Source organism: Escherichia sp. E.sYA108 (assembly GCF_011754335.1).
GTDB classification, from domain to species: Bacteria; Pseudomonadota; Gammaproteobacteria; order Enterobacterales; family Enterobacteriaceae; genus Escherichia; species Escherichia coli.
Map to the genome: position 1 here is coordinate 1,834,947 of NZ_JAAQVZ010000001.1, position 21,208 is coordinate 1,856,154.

Genomic DNA, 21,208 nt, shown 5'->3' on the forward strand with positions numbered 1-21,208 from the left:
TTGAATATGGGTAAATGACGATGAATTCATTCGAGCGAAGGAATAAGATCATCCAATTAGTGAATGAACAGGGAACCGTGCTTGTTCAGGATCTGGCGGGAGTATTTGCTGCCTCGGAAGCGACAATCCGTGCCGATTTGCGCTTTCTCGAACAAAAAGGCGTGGTTACGCGCTTTCATGGCGGTGCGGCGAAAATAATGTCCGGTAATAGCGAAACCGAGACCCAGGAAGTCGGGTTTAAAGAGCGATTTCAGCTCGCCAGCGCGCCGAAAAACAGAATAGCGCAGGCGGCAGTCAAAATGATCCACGAAGGGATGACCGTTATTCTCGACAGCGGAAGTACGACAATGCTTATCGCCGAAGGATTAATGACCGCCAAAAATATCACGGTGATTACCAACAGTCTCCCGGCTGCGTTTGCCCTTTCCGAAAATAAAGACATTACTCTGGTCGTCTGCGGTGGCACGGTCCGCCATAAAACGCGATCTATGCATGGATCTATTGCTGAACGTTCTCTGCAGGATATTAATGCCGATTTAATGTTTGTGGGTGCTGATGGTATTGATGCGGTTAATGGTATTACGACCTTTAATGAAGGTTATTCTGTTAGCGGTGCGATGGTCACCGCTGCTAATAAAGTGATTGCCGTTCTCGATTCATCGAAATTTAACCGTCGCGGTTTTAATCAGGTACTGCCAATCGAAAAAATTGACATTATTATTACCGATGATGCTGTGTCTGAGGTGGATAAACTGGCATTGCAGAAGACACGGGTAAAATTAATTACGGTGTAGTATTGTTCTGTATGCCGGATGAGGTGTTTACACCGCATCCGGCATTACGGATTCTCTCTGGTTCAACAGAGAATAGTTTGATTAACGCAACAATGGACAATCTGGTGGTAATCGGCAACGCAACGCCGCCGGAAGTATTTCAATATGGAAGTTTTGCCCACTCAACGGTTCGCCATCAAGATTAAAAGTGATTTCGTGTGGGGCTTGTATATCAAACCACGACGAAGCACCTTCGATAATATTCGGGTTATCTTCGTCAGATTTTAAGGTTGATACGAGAGTCGGAATAATTTCATCGCCGGTAAAAATGCGCAGTTGCAGCAAGCCATCGTTAATTAATGCGTTCGGGCACAATTGTTGACCGCCACCGGCCTGACGCCCGTTACCAATACCAATGACCAGGGCGTCACCTTGCCAGTGAAAGTTTTCACCGCGGATCTCACAACGGTCCGGTTGCAGAGTATCCATGCGCATTAAGCCATGAATGATGTAAGAGACGCCACCCAGCGCGGCTTTTAATTTTTCCGGCGTTTCTGTGGTAATACGCGTCCCAAATCCGCCTGTCGCCATATTAATAAAACAGGTTTGTTTGTTGACCTGCGCCATATCTATCGCAATGGTGTTACCGGCAATTGCCAGTTTCAGCGCCTTATCCAGTGCCTCAGGAATCCCTACACTGGTGGCAAAATCATTGGCGGTTCCTAATGGCAAAATTCCCAGCGCGGGTATGTCATCCCCCTCACATTGAATCAATGCCGTAGAAACTTCATTAATGGTGCCATCGCCACCACCGGCAATCACTGTCGCGACACCTAACTTTCGGGCCTCCTCTACAAATCGTACGGCATCACCTTTCTCCCAGGTAACCCGCACATGGATCGTCATTCCTTCCTCACGCAACAGCATGATTGCTTCGCGCAAGGGTAGATTGTCAGTACTTTTGCCATTAAGAATCAGTAAGCTGGCGGGAAATTCTGCCATGATCGTATGTGCCTTTATGATTGGTCTGTAGATAGTGTAGAGCAGAAAAGAAAAGGTGGAGTCAGAACAGGATGAAAGTCGGAGGATAAAAAGTCAGTTCAGGTATGGGGATTCAGTGCTTACCACCAGGAGCTTACAATGGGGACAGCGAATATTAATGGTAGCCACTGATAAATTTTAAAAAAGAGAATATATCTAATATTCAACTAAACAGTGGCATCTTCAATATACTATTCAAAATATATTAAAGTCTCCCATGGGGTTACCCGGAAGGGTCTCCATGTCTGTAATTCCTACTTATGTAGGAAATGTTGTACAAAACATTTATTATAATCCTATTCAAATATAATAATCATGCCATTATTATATTTAAACACTAGAGAATGTCGTTGGTAATTAATGGGAGAAGGTAAGGTGAAAAAGATAGCTGCTATATCATTAATTAGTGTTTTTCTTATGTCTGGTTGTGCTGTGCATAATGATGAGACAAGTATCGGTAAATTTGGCCTTGCATATAAAAGTAATATTCAGCGTAAACTCGATAACCAATACTACACCGAAGCCGAAGCTTCTTTAGCCAGGGGTAGAATATCTGGTGCAGAAAATATAGTAAAAAATGATGCAACTCATTTCTGTGTTACTCAGGGCAAAAAAATGCAGATAGTTGACCTGAAGACAGAAGGTGCAGGATTACATGGCGTCGCTCGTCTGACATTCAAATGTGGAGAGTGAGAATAGATTCAAGACTACCATGCACATATTTATTTTATCTGTGATGGGATATTCTTCAACACCATTATTGAATGTGAGTAATAATGACAAACAGATAGATGAAACTAAAGCAGAATTTTTATTTTATGCAGCCATCAGAAAATGATGTCAAAAATATTCCAATGCTTTAGGTTCATTTTTTGGTAAGCGTCAAACATGCGCGTTCTGGCTGTGCGTAACCGGAACCTGTGCGAGCACGATGTCGATAAGTGAAAAGCATCGTGCTATGAAGGAGGATTCTATCGATGTGGTCAATGGAAGACGGTGACCAGGGATAGGGCTTATGCATAAAAAATAAGCCCGTGTAAGGGAGATTACACAGGCTAAGGAGGTGGTTCCTGGTACAGCTAGCATTTTATGGGTTATGTTTTTCAGCGAAACGGATGATAACCTTAATAAATGCAGCTGTATGTGATCGGTTTCTAAGAATTTTCCATCCGGGAAAAATAATCGAAATTAATCACTTACCGTGGGGGTTACGCGTGGTTTCCCCGGAGAAATTACGCATCAGCAGCGCGTAATTTAGCTCAAGATCCTGCGGCACCGGGAGCCACACAGTATAACCATCGCCTGGTGCGACCGGCATAGCTTCACCTTTGGCGTTTTCCATATGCTCAAGGGTAAAGTTAATGTTGCCTTGCGGCGTCATCAGCTCAAGGCTGTCGCCAACGGAGAATTTATTTTTCACCGCTACCGCCGCGAGGTCCCCCTTGCGCTCACCGGTAAACTCACCAACAAACTGCTGGCGGTCAGAAACCGAATAACCGTATTCGTAGTTCTGATAATCGTCGTGGGTATGACGACGCAGGAAACCTTCGGTATAGCCACGATGCGCCAGACCTTCCAGCGTTTCCAGCAGGCTGGTATCGAACGGTTTGCCCGCAGCGGCGTCATCGATAGCTTTACGGTAAACCTGCGCGGTGCGTGCGCAATAGTAGAAAGATTTGGTACGGCCTTCGATTTTCAGCGAATGCACGCCCATTTTGGTCAGGCGTTCAACATGGGCGATGGCGCGCAGATCTTTCGAGTTCATGATGTAAGTGCCGTGCTCATCTTCAAACGCGGTCATATACTCGCCCGGACGCTGGGCTTCTTCGATCATAAACACTTTGTCGGTTGGCGCGCCGATACCCAGCGTCGGCTCAACATTTTGCACCGGAATCGGCTCGTACTTGTGTACGATGTTGCCGACGTCATCTTCTTTCCCTTCCTGGACGTTATACTCCCAGCGGCAGGCGTTGGTGCAGGTGCCCTGGTTCGGGTCGCGCTTGTTGATATAGCCAGAGAGCAGGCAGCGACCGGAGTAGGCCATGCACAGCGCGCCGTGAACGAAGATTTCGATCTCCATATCCGGCACCTGATTGCGGATCTCTTCAATCTCTTCCAGTGACAGTTCGCGAGAGAGGATCACGCGGGTCAGACCCATTTGCTGCCAGAATTTCACCGTCGCCCAGTTTACGGCGTTAGCCTGTACCGAGAGGTGGATTGGCATTTCCGGGAAGTGCTCACGCACCAGCATAATCAGCCCTGGATCGGACATAATCAGCGCATCCGGCCCCATTTCCACCACCGGTTTCAGGTCACGGATAAAGGTTTTCAGCTTGGCGTTGTGCGGTGCAATGTTGACCACGACATAAAACTTTTTCCCCAGCGCGTGGGCTTCATTGATGCCGAGCTGAAGATTTTCGTGGTTGAATTCGTTGTTGCGTACACGCAGGGAGTAACGCGGCTGGCCCGCATAAACAGCATCTGCGCCATAAGCGAAAGCGTAACGCATATTTTTCAGCGTTCCCGCCGGGGAAAGGAGTTCCGGTTTAAACATAATTCTCTCGTTCTGATGACAGGTCAGAGCCGCTTCACCTGATGAAGCGGTTAGGGGAGTGCCCCCACTTTAAGGGCGGGCATTGTAGCGCAATCGGCGGGTTTAGCTCCAGTGTAAATGTGAGGGGAGAAGTGGCAGAGATGGGAGTATCTACACGAAATCTTCATGTAGTGATAAAAGAAAAAGTTGACGATACTGACCACTTTCCTGAATGTTCATCCCCTGATAATTATGAATGTATTTGCCGTCCTCTTACAGCCTGAATTATTGAGGATGTAAAATAATGTCATTTATCTCAATTATTCACTAAAATAAACTGCAAATATAAGACATAATTTCCAAAGTTTGTGACGCTGCCACTATTGAGTTTTCGTTATTTTCTTGAGTGGCTTACTTGAGTATGTACCTGCAACCATGCTGATTTAGATAAAAAATCTATAGTCAACAATTATTGCTTTGAGTGATATAATAAACACGGGCGGATGTTATGACTGGAAATATTCACCAGAATTATAATGCAAGGGATGTAATTAATGCCCCGGAAGTAAAAACAGCAATTTTGCAAAGAAGTCTGTTTCGCCAGGATAATGAGACCATCCAAAAATGGTTACTCAACCATTTTTATCGATGGCTAATTAGTGACTTTCCAATGGTGCAACAAATTAACTCGCTTGCAGAATATTCACTGTTTAATAAAAATGATGATGTAATCCCGGAATGGCTGGTATCGAAGTTTAATACTGCCTCAGTATCAACTGCGACACTTTATTATATCGAAACCGATCATCAACAAATATTAACCAAAGAACGGGAGTTGGTGGAATTTCTTTCCAGGAAATGTGGTACCCGTCTGGAATCAAAACTACAGCGCATAACCTGCTACGTTGCGTTCAGAATGCGTGAAGAAGAGCATGAAAAGATGCTTCAACGACGCGAGAAAGGGTGGCAGCCGAGTGAACAAAATACTGTAAAGTCAATACTTGATGTGCCAGACGGAAAAATTGTTGAGTTTGATGCCAGTCATTCGAACTTTCGTCGTGAAATGGCTTATGAATCATGGCATATGCAACATTGCGTAGGCCAGTTTGATGATCGAAAAAATCTTACCGGTGGTTATGGTGAGTATTATGCAAATCAAATTGAGCAACATAAATTACGGTTATTCAGTTTGCGTGATAATAATAATATTCCTCATGTTACTATTGCTCTCAATGTTGTTGGTGATTCACTTGAAATTGATCAAATAAAAGGTAAGCAAAATCGTCATCCAGTTAAAAAATATGCGGACGATGTTTTGTCTCTTTTGCAACTATTATCACCACAAGCAGTTCGACATAGTGATTGTGAAGGTATGGGTATTGTTTATGAAAATACACCTGAATATCAGGGGTGGAAATATGTAACGGAAGTATACGAAACCAGTTTTTTACTAAGCGTACTACATAATAACTTTCATTTATTAGAACATTTTACAAATCCTTCAGTGGAGTTGCAGTGGTTACTGTTACACAGCGCACCTGATAAGTTACATTATCTTAATGCTATTGACCCTATAGTTGCTACTTCTGCGGAAATGTTATTCCCTGGCGCTGAGTGGCATCCGCAATTTGCAGGTCAAAATATCAGCAACATTTCCTTTGAGATAGAGAGTTTGACATTACAGACATCTCATTACTTACCCCTGTCAGAGGTTGAAAAATAATGAGTCTTATCATTGTTCTCCTGGTCGCAATATTTATTTTTATCTATAGATACAAAAAAAACAAACCACAAATCGATGCTTTTATTGCTAAAGAAAAAGAAAAGGATCTAATCAAGGACAAAAGACGAGCAACAAAGAGACGTAAGTGGGCATTAGCAATTGGTGATATAGTTGCTCGTCGTAATGGACTGTCAGTAAATGGCTTCACGTTAGATTTAAAGTTGACTGATGATAAGCGTCAACAACTTGCACTACAGGTTAAACAAGAGCTAGGAACAGAAACTTACCAAAGCAACGAAGATTTCCGTCAACAAATTGGCGTTATATTACAGCGCTGGGCTACAGGGCTTGGTAATTCTCCACATGATTTTTACGAACAACTGGCAGCACAAGGCCAGGTTCTGGATGGGCTGGCGTTTGACTGTATGCGCACTGCTTTTTTAACTCGTTGCATCGCCGGTTTAGGCTGGTGCGATGAAAACCAGGCCTGGATAGTGTTATTACTGAATGCTCAAAGAGCACAAGATTGTTTCGCTTCATGGGAAGATTATGCCAGTGCTTATGTTCGCGCCCGACAAAAATGGTTAATGATATACGATACCCCCGTCGCCACTGCGAACCGTGATTTAAAGGAAGTCACTGCATGGTTGAAAGATCCATCCAGTAACTGGAAAAAATTGCCGTGGAATGAATTTAAAATTTTTGAACCTAATTAAAAGGATATCTATGGAACAGGATGCTCGTTTACTCAGTGCAATGCAAAAGATGTGTGACCAAAAAATGCCACTTAATACTCTTGAGAGAAAATGGCAAATCGCAAATATTCCTTATATGTTACAAGAAAAACGTTATCAGGAACTAGATGAAATTTATAACCAGGTATTACAGGAGAGTTTCACTTCTCGTCAGGCTGAAAAGCGCTATTTTTTATCCTGGACCCAAATGTGCAACTATTTTTATGATATGAACACGCTAGTTGATGCCGGAACAGAAGGTTTAAGACTCATTAAAACCTGGCAGCAAGCAAGACCTCATTCTACACATGCCTGGCTTGCCGAAGCACAATACTGGAATCACCGTGCATGGTTATATCGCAGTTATGGCTGGGCAAATGATACCACACATGCAATGTGGCTTTGTGCTGGTGCATGTAATGAACAAATGGTCATCGCTACACTTAAAGCAATTGATTGTGACCCACGACAATGGATGGCTGCATTACTTACCAGCACCAACTCAAAAGTATTTGGTCAGCCAGCCTGGCTGGCGGCACACCTTAACGGTGATAGTGTCGCAGGAATACCATTAATGATCGCACTGAAAAATTATCACCGCCGCTCCCCGCAAGAAGTGGAAGCGTTGATGGCGTATTCCGGACTTTCGTTTGAGCATGCAATATGCCCCGTTTTGCCTCGCCCCAATATACTTCCTGAGTATGATGATGATGGTGGGCAAAAATATTGGCTTTCTGTTTGCCTGACTATTTTTCCTCACACTTTTTATCCTTTTGTTGAATATATACCATTTCGAATGCCACGCTGGGGAGGGTCGCATAAAGAAATTTCCGAATTGCTGGATTCAGTAACCTGTAAGCACTTATCTACCGAAGAACATGACTATATGGATCTCTTACTTTGGTGGGATGATTACCGAGATGTCAGCATTGAGGACATTGCGCCCGAGGAGCAACAATATGCAATCGACTTAGCAGAGAATATTGCTCAGTACGCACAATTTCAGGAATGTCGCCATAATGCCCTAGAGTGGTTACTTGCCTGCTATAACAAGCAGAACGATCACGATAAGTTGTGGTGCTGTATACAGCGAGCGGTGATGGAAGACATGAAGCTCAATAATTATTACACTGCGTACGCGATAAAATTTGCATTAAGTTATTATCCAGATTCATTCTGGATATATAATTTTATCTGCCAAAATTCACAGAATACAACTTATGCTACACCTGTTATTTATAGGGGGTTTTTCCAGCGAGAGGGTATTTTGGGTTTTGAAAAAGATGAAGGGCAGGGCGATGCTTGGCTGGAAAAAGCTAGTGACATTAAATACAATCATAATTGGCGGTCGGCAATAAAAGATTTGAGTTGGTTTGACCTTTCTGATTATTTCATTCCGCTTGCGACAATTGGTAAGCAAAGAAATATTCCTGCCGCATTAAATTTAGTTGCTCTTGAATATTTGGATAAGGAAGACAATACAAAATTACCTTATGAACCATCTACAGCTTTGGAGTATTTTCGACGGGCACTTAAAATACTTCAAGATGACCTAAATTTCCATAGCTCGGTATCTTATCCACTGGTAAAAAATTATGGTTATAGCGAACATCAACAAGATCTACAAAATATTTATTTTAGCATTGCTATCTGCTACCAGGCACTAAATAAACAAGAAATTTCTAAAGAAACACGGGCTATTTATGAAAAAAATCTCCTTGACAATTTATTTCTGGCTCATGAAGCTGGACATGAAAAAGCATGGGGGCTTTTTTTACTTAATATCTTTGAGGTGAAAGAACTCTCACTTGCTCATTTGCACCTCCAACAGGTACAAGAAGAAGCGAATAAAGGTACGCTCGAAGCAATGATTACTTTGTCGCGCCTGTATGGTAACAAAGAAGATGAAAAACTGTTTAACATGAAACTCAGTGCGCGCTGGACACATTTTGCCGAGTCTTTATATCCAGATAACGAAATTATTGCAGATTGCCTTTATCATCTCCATTTCTCCAGCCTGTGGAAACGCTGTCGTTATGCCTGGTATACCTTTCGTATTCCAGCTAGCGAATTACCCGGCCAGGTTAACAGTATGGTGTAAGGTTTATCCTGAAAATTGTTAAATTTGTAATATGAGCCCCATGATGAGAAGATGCAAACAATGCTGATGTTAAAAAAAGGAATGATGCTGGTGGGGCTGATATTCTTTTCTTTACCCGCCAATGCCGGGTGTACGCTGGAGGAAACAGCCAGAAAGGTGATTATGGGCTTTCAGCAAGAAGATGCCCAATTAATCAACTCGTTAATTGATAAAAAAACGGGTTTGTATGTTCTTTTCCACCGTGGTGCTTCGATGGATGTTGAAAATCTTAAGCAAATTAATTTCAGGCAACCTGTTCCCGAGTATTTCCCATGGCCCTCGGCAGGGGAACATGTTCCGCGAGATGACGAATTTAATAAGAAAGCTATCCCGAAATTTAACTGCGAACGTGGCTGGAATAAGCAGGGGTATTTTATTAGCAATAGCGATGTTCACCATAAAGTCAGCCGTAGTTTGGTCTTCACGCAGATGTTTGGTTCACCGCAAAATACTATTTCTGATGCGCAGATTGCCGCAGCGCGTCGAATGGAATACGGGGCCGTGCGTGTGGTCGCTGCGCCAGAAGAGAGTAACGATGGACTGGTATTTTATTTAAGTCAACTTTACAGTTATGACAGTGACTGGTATCTGACGGTGGTGGATCAGATTGGTGATTGTGGGGCGTGATAAATTCTGATACTGAAACTTATTTACTCATTATTTTAATGACGGAGGTTAATCTTAATTATCAATAAATAAGCGTTATTTTGATATAAAGCCGGACGCCAACAACCTACGCCCGGCATCGTAATTACGTATTGTCTTTCACCGTCTGGCTTGTGCCATTTACTTTAACGGAGGCAATTCCGGTTTCACGAGATTGCGCGGTGGCATACATCTGGCTGGAGCCGATAATTTGATGATTGGCGGCTTTCAGATTGAAATAGAATTTGCCATTGCTTGCCGTTTTTTTCTCATAGCGTTCTTCTTGCGGGCTGTTGCTACGCACCGACGCGATGCCCTTTTCCGCAGAGGCTTTTGAGGTATACAGCTCGCTGGTGAGGATAGTCTCACCATTGCCCGCTTTTAGCACAAACCGGAACTGATTATCACTGCTCTTACTGAGTTCAAACCAACCAGCCATAATGACTCCTTGATTGAAATTGCGTATCGAAAACAGCATCTAAAGGTACTGTTTGCCAATTAAAGTATGAGCGATTTTCTGGTGCCTGCCAGGGCGGAGAGATAATGTCAGTTTGCTGACCATGCGTGGGATAATGTTGCCGGATCTGGTCTGAAGGCCATCTCCGGCAGGTAAAAATGTTAAACGATGCGGCAGGCGTCGGCTTCCCAGCGGTAACCGACGCCGTAAACGGCGCGGATAAATGACTGTTCGGCGTCGAGAGATTCCAGCTTGCGGCGCAGGTTTTTAATGTGGCTGTCGATGGTACGGTCGGTTACCACGCGGTAGTCGTCATAAAGATGGTTCAGCAACTGCTCGCGGGAGAACACTTTTCCTGGTTCATGAGAGAGCGTTTTCAGCAGACGAAATTCTGCAGGCGTCAGGTCAAGCATTTTACCGCGCCAGGAAGCCTGAAAACGACCTTCGTCGATAATCAACGGGCTTTCAGCATCCTGTTGCTGCAACTCGCGCTGCGGTTTGCAACGGCGCAAAATGGTTTTGACGCGCGCTACCACTTCCCGTGGGCTGTACGGCTTGCAGATATAATCATCTGCGCCAATCTCCAGTCCGAGCAGGCGGTCGATCTCTTCGATTTTTGCTGTCACCATCACGATCGGAATGTCAGAAAAACGACGAATCTCCCGACACAGCGTCAGGCCATCGGTGCCAGGGAGCATCAGATCCAACAGTATCAGATCCGGTGGTGTCTGGCGCACATATGGCAGTACCTGATCGCCGTGGCTAATCAACGTTGGCGCATAGCTCGCAGCACGCAGATAATCAATGAGCAACTGCCCCAGCTTCGGTTCATCTTCCACGATCAAAATACGCGGTGTGTTTTCGTCGATTGGTAACTCGGTCATACTTCTCTCTGTAAATCCCGTTCCAGCGGTAACTCTACTGTAATGCTAAGCCCGCCAAAAGGCGAATGGGCGGCAATAATGCGGCCGTTATGTGCTTCAACAATGTTCAGGCAAATCGCCAGCCCCAGCCCGGAACCACCGCTGGCGCGGTTGCGGGAACCTTCGGTGCGATAAAAACGTTCAAACAATTTTTGTAGCTGATCGTCACTGACACCCGGCGCACTGTCGGCAAAGGTCAGGCGCACCGTTTTGTCGTGCTGTTCGGCAGAGATTTTCAGGCTGCCGCCGCTGTCAGTGTAGCGCAGGCTGTTTTCTAGTAAGTTATTGAACAACTGCATTAAACGATCGCGATCGCCAAATACGGTAATACTGTCTGGCAGGGAAAATTGCAATTTCAGGCCACGGCTGGCGAATCGTTCGCGAAATGCGCCTCCCGCCACTTCCAGCAGTGGGATCAAATCTACCGGTGCTTTTTGATAGGCGAGAGCGCCTTCATCAGACATCGACAATTGATGGAGATCGTCAACCAGTTTTGTCAGCGTACCGACTTCTGCCTGTAAAGAAGCCAGCGTCTCCGGCGTGAATTTACGCACACCATCCTGAATGGCTTCCAGTTCGCCGCGCAGTACTGCTAAAGGCGTGCGCAGTTCATGAGAAATATCGGCCATAAAATCGCGGCGCATCTGCTGGTTTTTCTCCAGTGTGCTGGCGAGTTGATTGAAATCCTCTGCCAGTCTGCCCAACTCATCTTCGCTGGTGGGGGCTACGCGAGTAGTGAAATCACCCGCTGCCAGTTTGTGCGTGCCATCCACCAGTCGTTTTACCGGAGCCAGCAAACCGCGCGCCAGTGGGAATGTCGCCAGCGCCGCTAATAAGGTAGATAAAGCCACAATCAGCCAACTGGTTTGCCGCTGTTGTCTGTCAAAATTGATATCAGTATTACGGGTCAGTCGTTCAACAGGGGAGGCGATCACCGCGCCAACTTCCGCACCATTGACCATAATGGGCCGCCGTGTGCCGTCGGGTGGAACCGGTGCTCGCGGGCCAACCAGCACTTTATTATTTTGATCAACCACCCAAAATTGCGTGCGCCAGCCGTGTGGTGGCATACCGGGGCCGGGCTTATCTTCGTTGTTATCATGCTCCAGTGAACGTAGGATCTGAAATACAAAGCGATCGTTATTACGCAGGAAGCGCCAGTTCCCGTGCTGGGCGTACTGCTCACCAAGCGCATCGCCGAGCATTTGCAGCCGTTGTTCATTACCATGCTTGATGTAATCGATAAAGCCGCGCTCAAAACTGATACGTACCGCCCAGTGCATCGTGATCAATAAGACAATGCAGGTGGCGAAAATCGCCAGAAACAGTTTGCCGGTAATACCGGGTCGCCAGAACTTCATTGCGCGCTCCTTTTTCGCCGTGAAATAGCCACATTTTGATGCGTATCGTTCGGCACTCTGGCAAAGATGAACGCCGGAAGGGCGATGATAGACGCCATGCTAAGCCAGGTGTACATAAAGACGGTTTGTGTGGTGCCGCTGTCGACGCTGACATGCTGCGAACCAAAAAGTCCCAGCAACAGCCCGGCGATGGTGACGCCAATACTCATCGACAATTGCATAATCATTGACAGCAGGCTGTTGCCGCTGCTCGCCAGGTTGTCCGGGAGATCTTTCAGCGTCAGGGTGTTCATGGAGGAGAAACGCGTCGAGTTGACCATTCCTTGTAAAAACAGGACGAACGGCAAAACGTAGTACCAGCCCAGCAGAGCGGTAGTCATAAACAACAGGGTGACCAGCGACAGGCCCAGCGTGGTCGCCACCAGTACCCGACGATAACCAAAGCGATTCACTACCTGTACCACAATTCGCTTCATTCCCATGCTGCCGAGTACCATCGGGATCATCATCAGCCCGGCATGAAACGGCGAGAAACCGAAACCAATTTGCAGGAAAACCGGTGTCATAAAGGGCAACATGCCACTGCCAATACGTCCGGCAAAGCTCCCCGCCAGGCCCAGCGAAAAGGTACGAGTGCGGAACAGTTTCAGACTGAACAGGGCGCGGTTGTTATTTTGGGCGTGCAGCAGATAAAGCACCAGTGCTACCACGCCAACTGCGACCAGGCCAGCAATCGCCAGCGGCGAGAAACCTGTACCTTTACTGCCGTCCAGCGCCAGGGTTAAGACCGCCATGCCAACCGCCAGCAACAGAAAGCCGGAGAGATCAAAGCGCCGCGTCTGCATGGTGTAGTTCGGCATTAACATCAGTGTGGTGATCGCGCCAATAATCCCCACCGGAATGTTGATCAAAAAGATCCAGTGCCACGATGCGTACTCCACCAGCAGACCGCCGAGCGCCGGGCCAAGCAGCGGCCCGATCTGACCGGGCAGCGTGACAAAGGTCATCGCCGCCATATATTGCTCGCGCGGTACGATTTTCATCACCGTCAACCTGCCGACCGGCACCATCATCGCGCCGCCAACGCCCTGTAACGCGCGTGCCAGCAACAGTTCGTTCAGCGTGCCGGAAAGCGCGCAAAACAGTGAACCGAGAGTAAACAGCACGATGGCGGTAAAGAAAATATTGCGCACGCCGACTTTGTCCGCCAGCCAGCCGCTGGCGGGCAGCATCACCGCCACGGTCAGTACATAAGAGACAATGACCATGTGCATATGCAACGGACTTTCCCCGAGGCTTTGCGCCATTGAGGGAAGCGCGGTGTTAACGATGGTGGTGTCCAGCGACTGCATAAAGAAGCCGAAAGCCACAATCCACAATTGCCAGCGGGTGCTGTCGGGAAGATCTGTCATTTACTCGGTTACCGCTTGTTTAGGTTTACGCGAAAAACGCAGTCGCAGACGGTCGAAAAAGAGATACACCACCGGCGTGGTATACAGCGTCAGAAGCTGGCTCATGACCAGACCGCCGACAATGGTGATCCCCAATGGTTGCCGCAACTCCGAGCCGTCACCGCCCGACAATACCAGCGGCAGCGCACCAAACAGCGCCGCCAGGGTAGTCATCATAATCGGGCGAAAACGCAGCAGACAGGCCTGGAAAATAGCTTCCTGCGGCGTCAGGTTACCGTGCCGTTGGGCTTCAAGCGCAAAATCGACCATCATAATGGCGTTTTTCTTCACGATGCCGATTAATAACATGATCCCTATCAGCGCAATTAGGCTGAACGGGGCATTGAACAGCTCCAGCGCCAACAGCGCTCCGACGCCCGCCGAGGGTAGGGTGGAGAGAATCGTCAGTGGATGCACATAACTCTCGTAAAGGATACCCAGTACGATATATACCGTGGCGATGGCGGCGATAATCAGGATCACCTGTGAGTTCATCGTCTCCTGGAACACTTGCGCTGTTCCGGCAAAACTGCCGCGCACCGTCGAAGGCACACCAAGCTGGGTCATTGCGCGATCGATCGCCGCACTGGCGTCCGAGAGCGATTTCCCGGTCGGCAGGTTGAACGAAATGGTCGAGGCCGCCGATAATCCCTGATGATTCACCGACAGTGGAGCGTTCGCCGGTTGCCATTTAGCGAAATACGACAGCGGGATCGCTTTTCCTTCGTTATTGATAACGAACATTTTTTCCAGTGCACTGATGTCCTGGGTATAGCGCGGATCAACTTCCATCACCACTTTGTACTGGTTCATCGGCTGGTAAATGGTCGAGATTTGCCGCTGACCGAAGGCGTTATTTAACAGGCTGTTGGCGGCTTGCACGTCAATTCCCAATCGCGCCATAGTGTCGCGATCGTAAATAAGGTTCATCTCCGCGCCATTATCTTCCTGATCGGAGTTAACATCAGCCAGCTCTGGCAATGTCGCCAGTTTTTTGCGGATTTTTGGCTCCCATTCGCGCAGTGCCGCCAGGTCGTCGGATAACAACGTGTACTGGTAACTGGCGTTAGCCTGACGTCCGCCAACGCGAATATCCTGTACCGCCATCAGGAACAGATTCGCTCCCGGTTCTTTCGCCAGTTTTTTACGCAAGCGATCGATAATCTGTTGGGCCGTTTCTCTCCGCTCGCCGCGTGGTTTAAGGGTGATAAACATCATTCCACTGTTCACCCGTGAACCGCCGGTAAAGCCGGTGACATTATCCACCGCCGGATCGTCACGGATAATTTTCATGAAGTCCTGCAACTTACCGCGCATCGCCTGAAACGAAATACTCTGGTCAGCCTGTATCCCGCCCATCAGTACGCCGGTGTCCTGCTCCGGGAAGAAGGTTTTCGGGATCGAGATATACAGCCAGATATTCAGCGCAATGGTGCCAAGCAGCACCGCGCCCACCAGACGGGTATGATTGAGCACCCATTTTAGCGACTTGCCGTAGCCTTGTTGCAGAGCAACCAACATGCGACCAAAGCCACGCAGTCGCTTTTGCTCGCGCGGCTTGCTGGCTTTTAGCATCCAGCCGCACATCATCGGCGTTAACGTCAGGGAAACCAGCAGCGAAATACCAATGGCGACAGAAAGCGTCACGGCAAACTCGCGTAACAGGCGACCCGGCAATCCGCCCATCAACAGCAGCGGCAGGAACACCGCCACCAGTGACAGACTCATCGACAGCACCGTAAAGCCGACTTCGCGAGTACCTTGTAGCGCGGCCTGTAGCGGTTTCATCCCCGCTTCCAGATGACGGGCAATGTTTTCCAGCACCACGATGGCGTCATCCACCACAAAGCCAGTGGCGATGGTGAGCGCCATTAACGAAAGATTATTGAGACTGAAACCACACAGGTACATCGCCGCAAACGTACCAATCAGCGAAACCGGCACCGCAACGGCGGGAATAATGGTGGCGCGACCCGAACGCAGGAACAAAAACACCACCAGAATCACCAGCGCCACCGAGATAATCAGCGTCTGCTCAACCTCTTCCAGCGACGCGCGGATAGTAGGGGAGCGATCCTGGGCAATTTGCAGATCAATTGCTGCCGGGATGGTGGATTGTAATTCCGGCAGACGGGCGCGGATGCTGTCTACCGTCTGGATAATGTTGGCTTCCGGCAGCTTGCGGATCATCAGCAAAATAGCCGGTTTGGCGTTGGTCATCCCGGCGTTGCGCACATCCTGTACTGAGTCGGTCACCGTCGCCACATCGCCCAGACGAACCGCGCCGCCGTTGTTGTAATGAATAATCAGCGGCTGATATTCAGCGGCGGTTTTCAGTTCATCGTTAGTCTGGATCTGCCAGCGGTGAGTACCATCTTCCAGCGCCCCCTGCGGTTTACGCACGTTGGCATTGCTGATGGCAGTGCGTACGTCGTCCAGCGAGACGCCCTGATTAAACAGCGCCTGCGGATTCAGCCCGACGCGTACGGCGGGCAGCGAGCTGCCGCCAACATCGACATCACCGACACCGTCGATTTGCGAAATCGTCGGAGCCAGCTGCGTCGAGGCGAAATCGTACAGTTCACCCTGCGAATAAGTATCGGATGTCAGCGTGAGGATCATAATTGGCGCATCCGACGGGTTCGCTTTGCGATAGGTCGGACGGCTGGGCATCCCGCTGGGTAGCAGACTTTGCGCGGCGTTGATCGCCGCCTGCACATCGCGCGCTGCGCCGTTGATATCCCGGTCAAAATCAAACTGCAAAATAATGCGCGTGCTGCCGAGCGAACTGCTGGAGGTCATTTCGCTGACTCCGGCAATGCGCCCAAGTGAGCGCTCCAGCGGCGTGGCAACGGAAGACGCCATTGTTTCTGGTGACGCACCGGGCAGCGAGGCGCTGACCATGATCACCGGAAAATCGACCTGCGGCAGCGGGGCGACTGGCAGCATACGGAAACCCAGTATGCCGCACAGGGTAATGGCGACCGACAGTAAAATCGTCGCCACCGGGCGGTAAATGAAGAGGGCAAAAAACTTCACTTACGCCTCCTCTTCATGACGGGCAAAGCGGCTTTTGGTCCACAATGCCAGACGGTCGAACAGCAGATAAATCACCGGCGTGGTAAACAGCGTCAGCACTTGGCTGACAATCAGACCGCCGACCATGCCGATACCTAACGGACGACGCAGTTCCGCGCCGACCCCGGTACTCAACATCAGCGGCAGCGCACCAAGCAGAGCCGCCAGAGTAGTCATCAGGATCGGACGAAAACGCAACAGACAAGCCTGGTAAATAGCTTCGCGCGGCGACATGCCTTGCTCGCGCTCAGCAGCCAGCGCGAAGTCGATCATCATGATGGCGTTCTTCTTCACGATACCGATCAGCAAAATAATGCCGATAATGGCAATCACATCCAGTTCGCTACCGGCAATCATTAACGCCAGCAGCGCGCCGACCCCTGCGGTGGGTAGCGTCGAGAGAATGGTGATCGGGTGAATAAAGCTCTCGTACAGAATGCCGAGCACGATATACATCGCCACCACCGCCGCGACAATCAGCCAGACAGTGCTGCCCAATGCCGACTGGAAGGCGAGGGTGCTGCCCTGGAACTGCGTGGTGATATCCACCGGCAGATTCAGCGTCTTCTCTGTGTCCATAATCGCCTGCACCGCATCGCCCAGCGAATAGTTATCCGGCACGTTAAAGGAGATAGTCGTTACCGGGAACTGATCCAGATGGTTGATGGAAAGCGGCGCAAAACGCTGCTCAATTTTGGCAATTGAGCTTAACGGCACCACGCCACCGTCGCTGCTGGTCAGGCGAATGGTATCCAGCGCCGCGAGGCCTGGGGTATTTTCGGTGTTGTGTTCCAGCACCACGCGATACTGGTTAGCCTGAGTATAAATAGTGGAAATCAGTCGCTGACCAAACGCGTTGTACAGGGCGTTATCGACATCCGCCATGCTGATCCCCAGGCGGCTGGCGCTGTCCCTGTCGACATTGACATACGCCACCAGCCCTTTGTCCTGCCAGTCGCTGGAGACATCAGAAAGCTGTGGCAGCTGCTGGAGTTTTTCCATCAACTGTGGCACCCAGGTACTGAGCGCATCCAGTGACGTGGCCTGCAAGGTAAACTGGTACTGGGTGCGGCTGACCTGAGTATCAATAGTCAGGTCCTGCGTTGGTTGCAGGAAGAGATCGACGCCCGGCACTTTATCTACCGCCGTTTGCAGACGGGCGATGACTTTTTGCACCCGGTCATCTCGTTCATCCAGTGGTTTGAGATTGATCTGTAAACGCGCACTGTTCAGCGACGGGTTAGTGCCATCAACGCCAACAAATGAGGTCAAACTTTGCACTGCCGGATCCTGCAAAATCACGTCCGCGACCTGGCGTTGCCGCTGGGCCATATTGGCAAAGGAGCTGGATTGCGGTGCCTGCAAAGTGCCCTGAATAATGCCGTTGTCCTGCACCGGGAAGAAACCTTTCGGAATGAATACCCACAGCAGCACGCTAAGCAGCAGCGTGCTGAGCGCCACGCTTAAGGTCAGCCACGGATGATTCAGCACTTTCGCCAGTCCACGACCATAGGCGGCGATTATCCTGTCGAACATTTTCTCCGAGGCACGGGAGAAGCGGTTCTGTTTACGCAGCGACTCCTGGCTGAGCATCCGTGCGCACATCATCGGTGTCAGGGTCAGCGACACCACCGCTGAGATCAAAATCGCGACTGCCAGGGTAATAGCAAATTCGCGGAACAGTCGCCCGACGATATCGCCCATAAACAGCAGGGGGATCAACACCGCAATCAGCGAGAAGGTCAGCGAGATAATGGTAAAGCCGATTTCACCCGCGCCTTTGAGCGCCGCCGCCAACGGTTTTTCGCCTTTTTCGATATAGCGGGAAATGTTCTCGATCACCACGATGGCGTCATCGACCACAAATCCGGTGGCGATGGTTAGTGCCATCAGCGTCAGGTTATTGATTGAAAAATCGAGAAACACCATGACCGCGAAGGTGCCGATTAACGACAGCGGCACTGCGACGCCGGGAATGATGGTCGCCGGAATATTACGCAAAAACAGGTAGATAATCATGACTACCAGCGCGATAGCCATCATCAATTCAAACTGAGTATCATCGACGGATGCGCGAATATTGGTGGTACGGTCAGAAAGTACTGTCACCTTCACCGATTTCGGCAGACTCTCGGTGAGCTGTGGCAGCATCTGCCGGATGCTGTCGGCGGTGGAGATAATGTTAGCACCGGGCTGGCGCTGAACATTCATCACAATGGCCTGTTCTTTGTTCGCCCACGCGCCGAGCCAGCTGTTTTCTGCTCCTTGCTCTACAGTAGCGACATCGCCAAGACGAATTGGAGCGCCGTTCTGATAAGCGATAATCAACTGACGATACTCTTCTGCCGATTGCATCTGGTCATTCGCTGACAGCGTGACCGCACGAGAAGGGCCGTCAAGGCTCCCTTTCGCTGAGTTAACGTTCGCGCCGGTAATGGCGGTGCGCACGGTTTCGCTGGTCAGGCCGAGGGCGGCAATCGCCTGAGCGTTAAGTTTGACACGAACAGCCGGACGCTGGCCGCCGGAAAGCGTCACCAGGCCGACACCGGAAATCTGCGAGATTTTCTGCGCGACGCGGGTTTCCACCATGTCTTCCACTTGCGTCATTGGCATGGCGGTTGAGGTGACGGCGAGCGTCATGATTGGTGGATCTGCCGGGTTCACTTTGCTGTAAACCGGCGGGTTAGGCAGATCGCTCGGCAACAAGTTGGTCGCAGCGTTAATCGCGGCCTGCACTTCCTGCTCGGCGACATCCAGCGGTAAGGTTAGCTGGAACTGCAAGGTGATAACTGACGCACCGCCGGAACTTTGCGACGACATTTGTTTCAGGCCGGACATCTGCCCAAACTGGCGTTCGAGCGGCGCGGTAACGGCAGAGGTCATGACATCCGGGCTCGCACCTGGATAAAGCGTGACCACCTGAATGGTTGGATAGTCCACTTCCGGCAGCGCCGAAACGGGCAGGGCGCGATAACCGATAATCCCGGCGAGTAAGATCGCCACCATCAGCAGCGTGGTGGCGACAGGACGCATAATAAACAGGCGCGACGGGCCGCCTGTGCTGCTCGGAGGTAACACCTGCATCAGGAGCGTGCTCCTTTTTTCGCGTATTCGCGGCTGGTGGCTTTCTCTTCCGGAGTAGTGGCGCTCTGGGTTTCCACCACTTCCACTTTCGCCCCTTCGGTCAGGCGATCAATTCCGTCCGTCACTACGCGGTCGCCCGCAGAAATACCTGCGCGGATCACCACTTTCTGACTGTCCTGAATGCCCGGTGTCACCAGATGTTTGCTGACTTTGTTTTCGCTATTCAGTACCCAGACAAAATGGCCTTCGTTGCCCATTTGCAGTGCGGCGGTGGGGATCACCACGGCGTTTTGTTCGGTATCGACTAACATGCGAGCGTTAACAAACTGATTAGGGAAAAGCGCATCATCCTGATTATTAAAGCGAGCTTTCACTTTAATCGTACCGGTAGTGGCATCGATTTGGTTATCAAGGCTTAACAGCGTGCCTTCACTTAACTTCTTCGAGTTGGTGCGATCCCAGGCTTCTACCACCAGCGGTTTTCCGGCTTTTTGTGCCTGTACAACGGTGGCGATATCGCTTTCCGGCAAAGTAAAGACCAGATCGATAGGATGTGTTTGGGTGATCACCACAATCCCGGTGGTGTCGCCACTGGAGATTTGGTTACCAACATCAACTTGCTTAAGACCAACGCGACCATCGACTGGTGCGGTAATGCGACTCCAGTCGAGTTGCAATTGCGCGCTGGCGACGCTTGCTTCATCAGCCTTAATGGTGCCTTCGGTTTCACTGACCAGCGCCTGTTGGGCATCCAGTTCCTGACGAGATACGAGATTGGTTTTTGCCAGTTGTTGATAACGCGCCAGGTCACGGCGGGCGTTGGCGAGCGTGGCTTTATCTTTTGCCAGTTGGCCCTGGGCTTGTGCTAATGCAACTTTGAACTGGCTTGGGTCAATTTCTGCCAGTAAATCGCCTGCTTTGACCTGCTGGCCTTCCTGGAAATGTAACGCCATCAGTTGACCGTCCACGCGGCTGCGCACCGTAACAGTATTAGCGGCGGTAATGGTGCCAAGCCCGGTGAGGTAACGCGGAACAGCCTGTTCTACTGCGGTCGCCGCCTGAACCGGGGCTAATGGGTCGGCACGCATACCACGGCGACCACCCGCTGGCGATTGCTGCGCTTGTTTCGTCGCCCCAGGGGCTGCACTCTGGGAGTCATTGCGGCCTTGCCAGAACCAGAATGCGGCGATGGCGGCGATAACCACCACGATTACGATTACCCAACGGGATTTATAACTGCCTTTCATCGTTAAGAGTTTCTCTTC

At 49.6% G+C, this 21,208-nt stretch carries 15 protein-coding genes; 6 read left to right on the top strand and 9 right to left on the bottom strand.

From position 1 onward, the window contains the following. Window positions 1-20 precede the first annotated feature (20 nt). On the top strand, window positions 21-794 hold the full coding sequence (locus HBM92_RS08625) for a DeoR/GlpR family DNA-binding transcription regulator (protein WP_001367074.1): 774 nt from the start codon (window positions 21-23) through the stop codon (window positions 792-794). Between the two features lie 81 nt (window positions 795-875). Here HBM92_RS08625 and yegS read toward each other — a convergent pair whose 3' ends face one another. Further along, complete coding sequence (gene yegS, locus HBM92_RS08630) at window positions 876-1,775, bottom strand: lipid kinase YegS (protein ID WP_000807379.1); 900 nt, start codon at window positions 1,773-1,775, stop codon at window positions 876-878. A 414-nt stretch (window positions 1,776-2,189) separates the two neighbouring features. On the opposite strand from yegS, the gene yegR reads away from it, so the two are divergent. After that, complete coding sequence (gene yegR / locus HBM92_RS08635; RefSeq protein ID WP_001441996.1) at window positions 2,190-2,507, top strand: protein YegR; 318 nt, start codon at window positions 2,190-2,192, stop codon at window positions 2,505-2,507. A 499-nt stretch (window positions 2,508-3,006) separates the two neighbouring features. Here the strand turns inward: yegR and yegQ are convergent, their stop codons facing one another. Next, on the bottom strand, window positions 3,007-4,368 hold the full coding sequence (gene yegQ / locus HBM92_RS08640) for a tRNA 5-hydroxyuridine modification protein YegQ (protein ID WP_000476014.1): 1,362 nt from the start codon (window positions 4,366-4,368) through the stop codon (window positions 3,007-3,009). Window positions 4,369-4,855: 487 nt separating this feature from the next. Here yegQ and HBM92_RS08645 point away from each other — a divergent pair, with 487 nt between their 5' ends. From HBM92_RS08645 to HBM92_RS08660, 4 genes are read left to right on the top strand one after another with little or no spacing between them, the layout of a single operon-like run. Then, complete coding sequence (locus HBM92_RS08645; protein WP_000147369.1) at window positions 4,856-6,070, top strand: PcfJ domain-containing protein; 1,215 nt, start codon at window positions 4,856-4,858, stop codon at window positions 6,068-6,070. Then, a complete protein-coding gene (locus HBM92_RS08650) occupies window positions 6,070-6,786 on the top strand; it encodes a DUF1266 domain-containing protein (RefSeq protein ID WP_000052543.1) in 717 nt (238 codons plus the stop codon). The genes HBM92_RS08645 and HBM92_RS08650 overlap by 1 nt, the downstream gene beginning before the upstream one ends. A 10-nt stretch (window positions 6,787-6,796) precedes the next feature. Then, window positions 6,797-8,905 carry a DUF4034 domain-containing protein gene (locus HBM92_RS08655; RefSeq protein ID WP_000434216.1) on the top strand — a complete coding sequence of 703 codons (2,109 nt, stop codon included), beginning with the start codon at window positions 6,797-6,799 and terminating at the stop codon, window positions 8,903-8,905. Between the two features lie 60 nt (window positions 8,906-8,965). Further along, window positions 8,966-9,571, top strand: coding sequence for a hypothetical protein (locus tag HBM92_RS08660; protein ID WP_000928864.1), 606 nt, complete (start codon window positions 8,966-8,968; stop codon window positions 9,569-9,571). A 124-nt stretch (window positions 9,572-9,695) separates the two neighbouring features. On the opposite strand, the gene HBM92_RS08665 is transcribed toward HBM92_RS08660, so the two are convergent. The 7 genes from HBM92_RS08665 to mdtA form a co-directional block, all read right to left on the bottom strand. Then, a complete protein-coding gene (locus HBM92_RS08665) occupies window positions 9,696-10,028 on the bottom strand; it encodes a YegP family protein (RefSeq protein ID WP_001300972.1) in 333 nt (110 codons plus the stop codon). 179 nt (window positions 10,029-10,207) lie between these two features. Beyond that, a complete protein-coding gene (baeR, locus tag HBM92_RS08670) occupies window positions 10,208-10,930 on the bottom strand; it encodes a two-component system response regulator BaeR (RefSeq protein ID WP_000137877.1) in 723 nt (240 codons plus the stop codon). After that, window positions 10,927-12,330: a two-component system sensor histidine kinase BaeS gene (gene baeS, locus HBM92_RS08675; RefSeq protein ID WP_000675178.1), complete on the bottom strand. Its 1,404-nt coding sequence runs from the start codon at window positions 12,328-12,330 to the stop codon at window positions 10,927-10,929. Before baeS ends, baeR begins: the two co-directional genes overlap by 4 nt. Further along, window positions 12,327-13,742, bottom strand: a complete 1,416-nt coding sequence (locus tag HBM92_RS08680) for an MFS transporter (protein WP_000130831.1) — start codon at window positions 13,740-13,742, stop codon at window positions 12,327-12,329. Before HBM92_RS08680 ends, baeS begins: the two co-directional genes overlap by 4 nt. After that, complete coding sequence (gene mdtC / locus HBM92_RS08685; protein ID WP_000667557.1) at window positions 13,743-16,820, bottom strand: multidrug efflux RND transporter permease subunit MdtC; 3,078 nt, start codon at window positions 16,818-16,820, stop codon at window positions 13,743-13,745. Continuing rightward, entirely contained in the window at window positions 16,821-19,943 is a 3,123-nt protein-coding gene (mdtB, locus tag HBM92_RS08690; RefSeq protein WP_001197878.1) for a multidrug efflux RND transporter permease subunit MdtB, read from the bottom strand. Further along, a complete protein-coding gene (gene mdtA / locus HBM92_RS08695; RefSeq protein ID WP_000678936.1) occupies window positions 19,943-21,190 on the bottom strand; it encodes a multidrug efflux RND transporter subunit MdtA in 1,248 nt (415 codons plus the stop codon). Before mdtA ends, mdtB begins: the two co-directional genes overlap by 1 nt. Window positions 21,191-21,208: the final 18 nt, after the last annotated feature.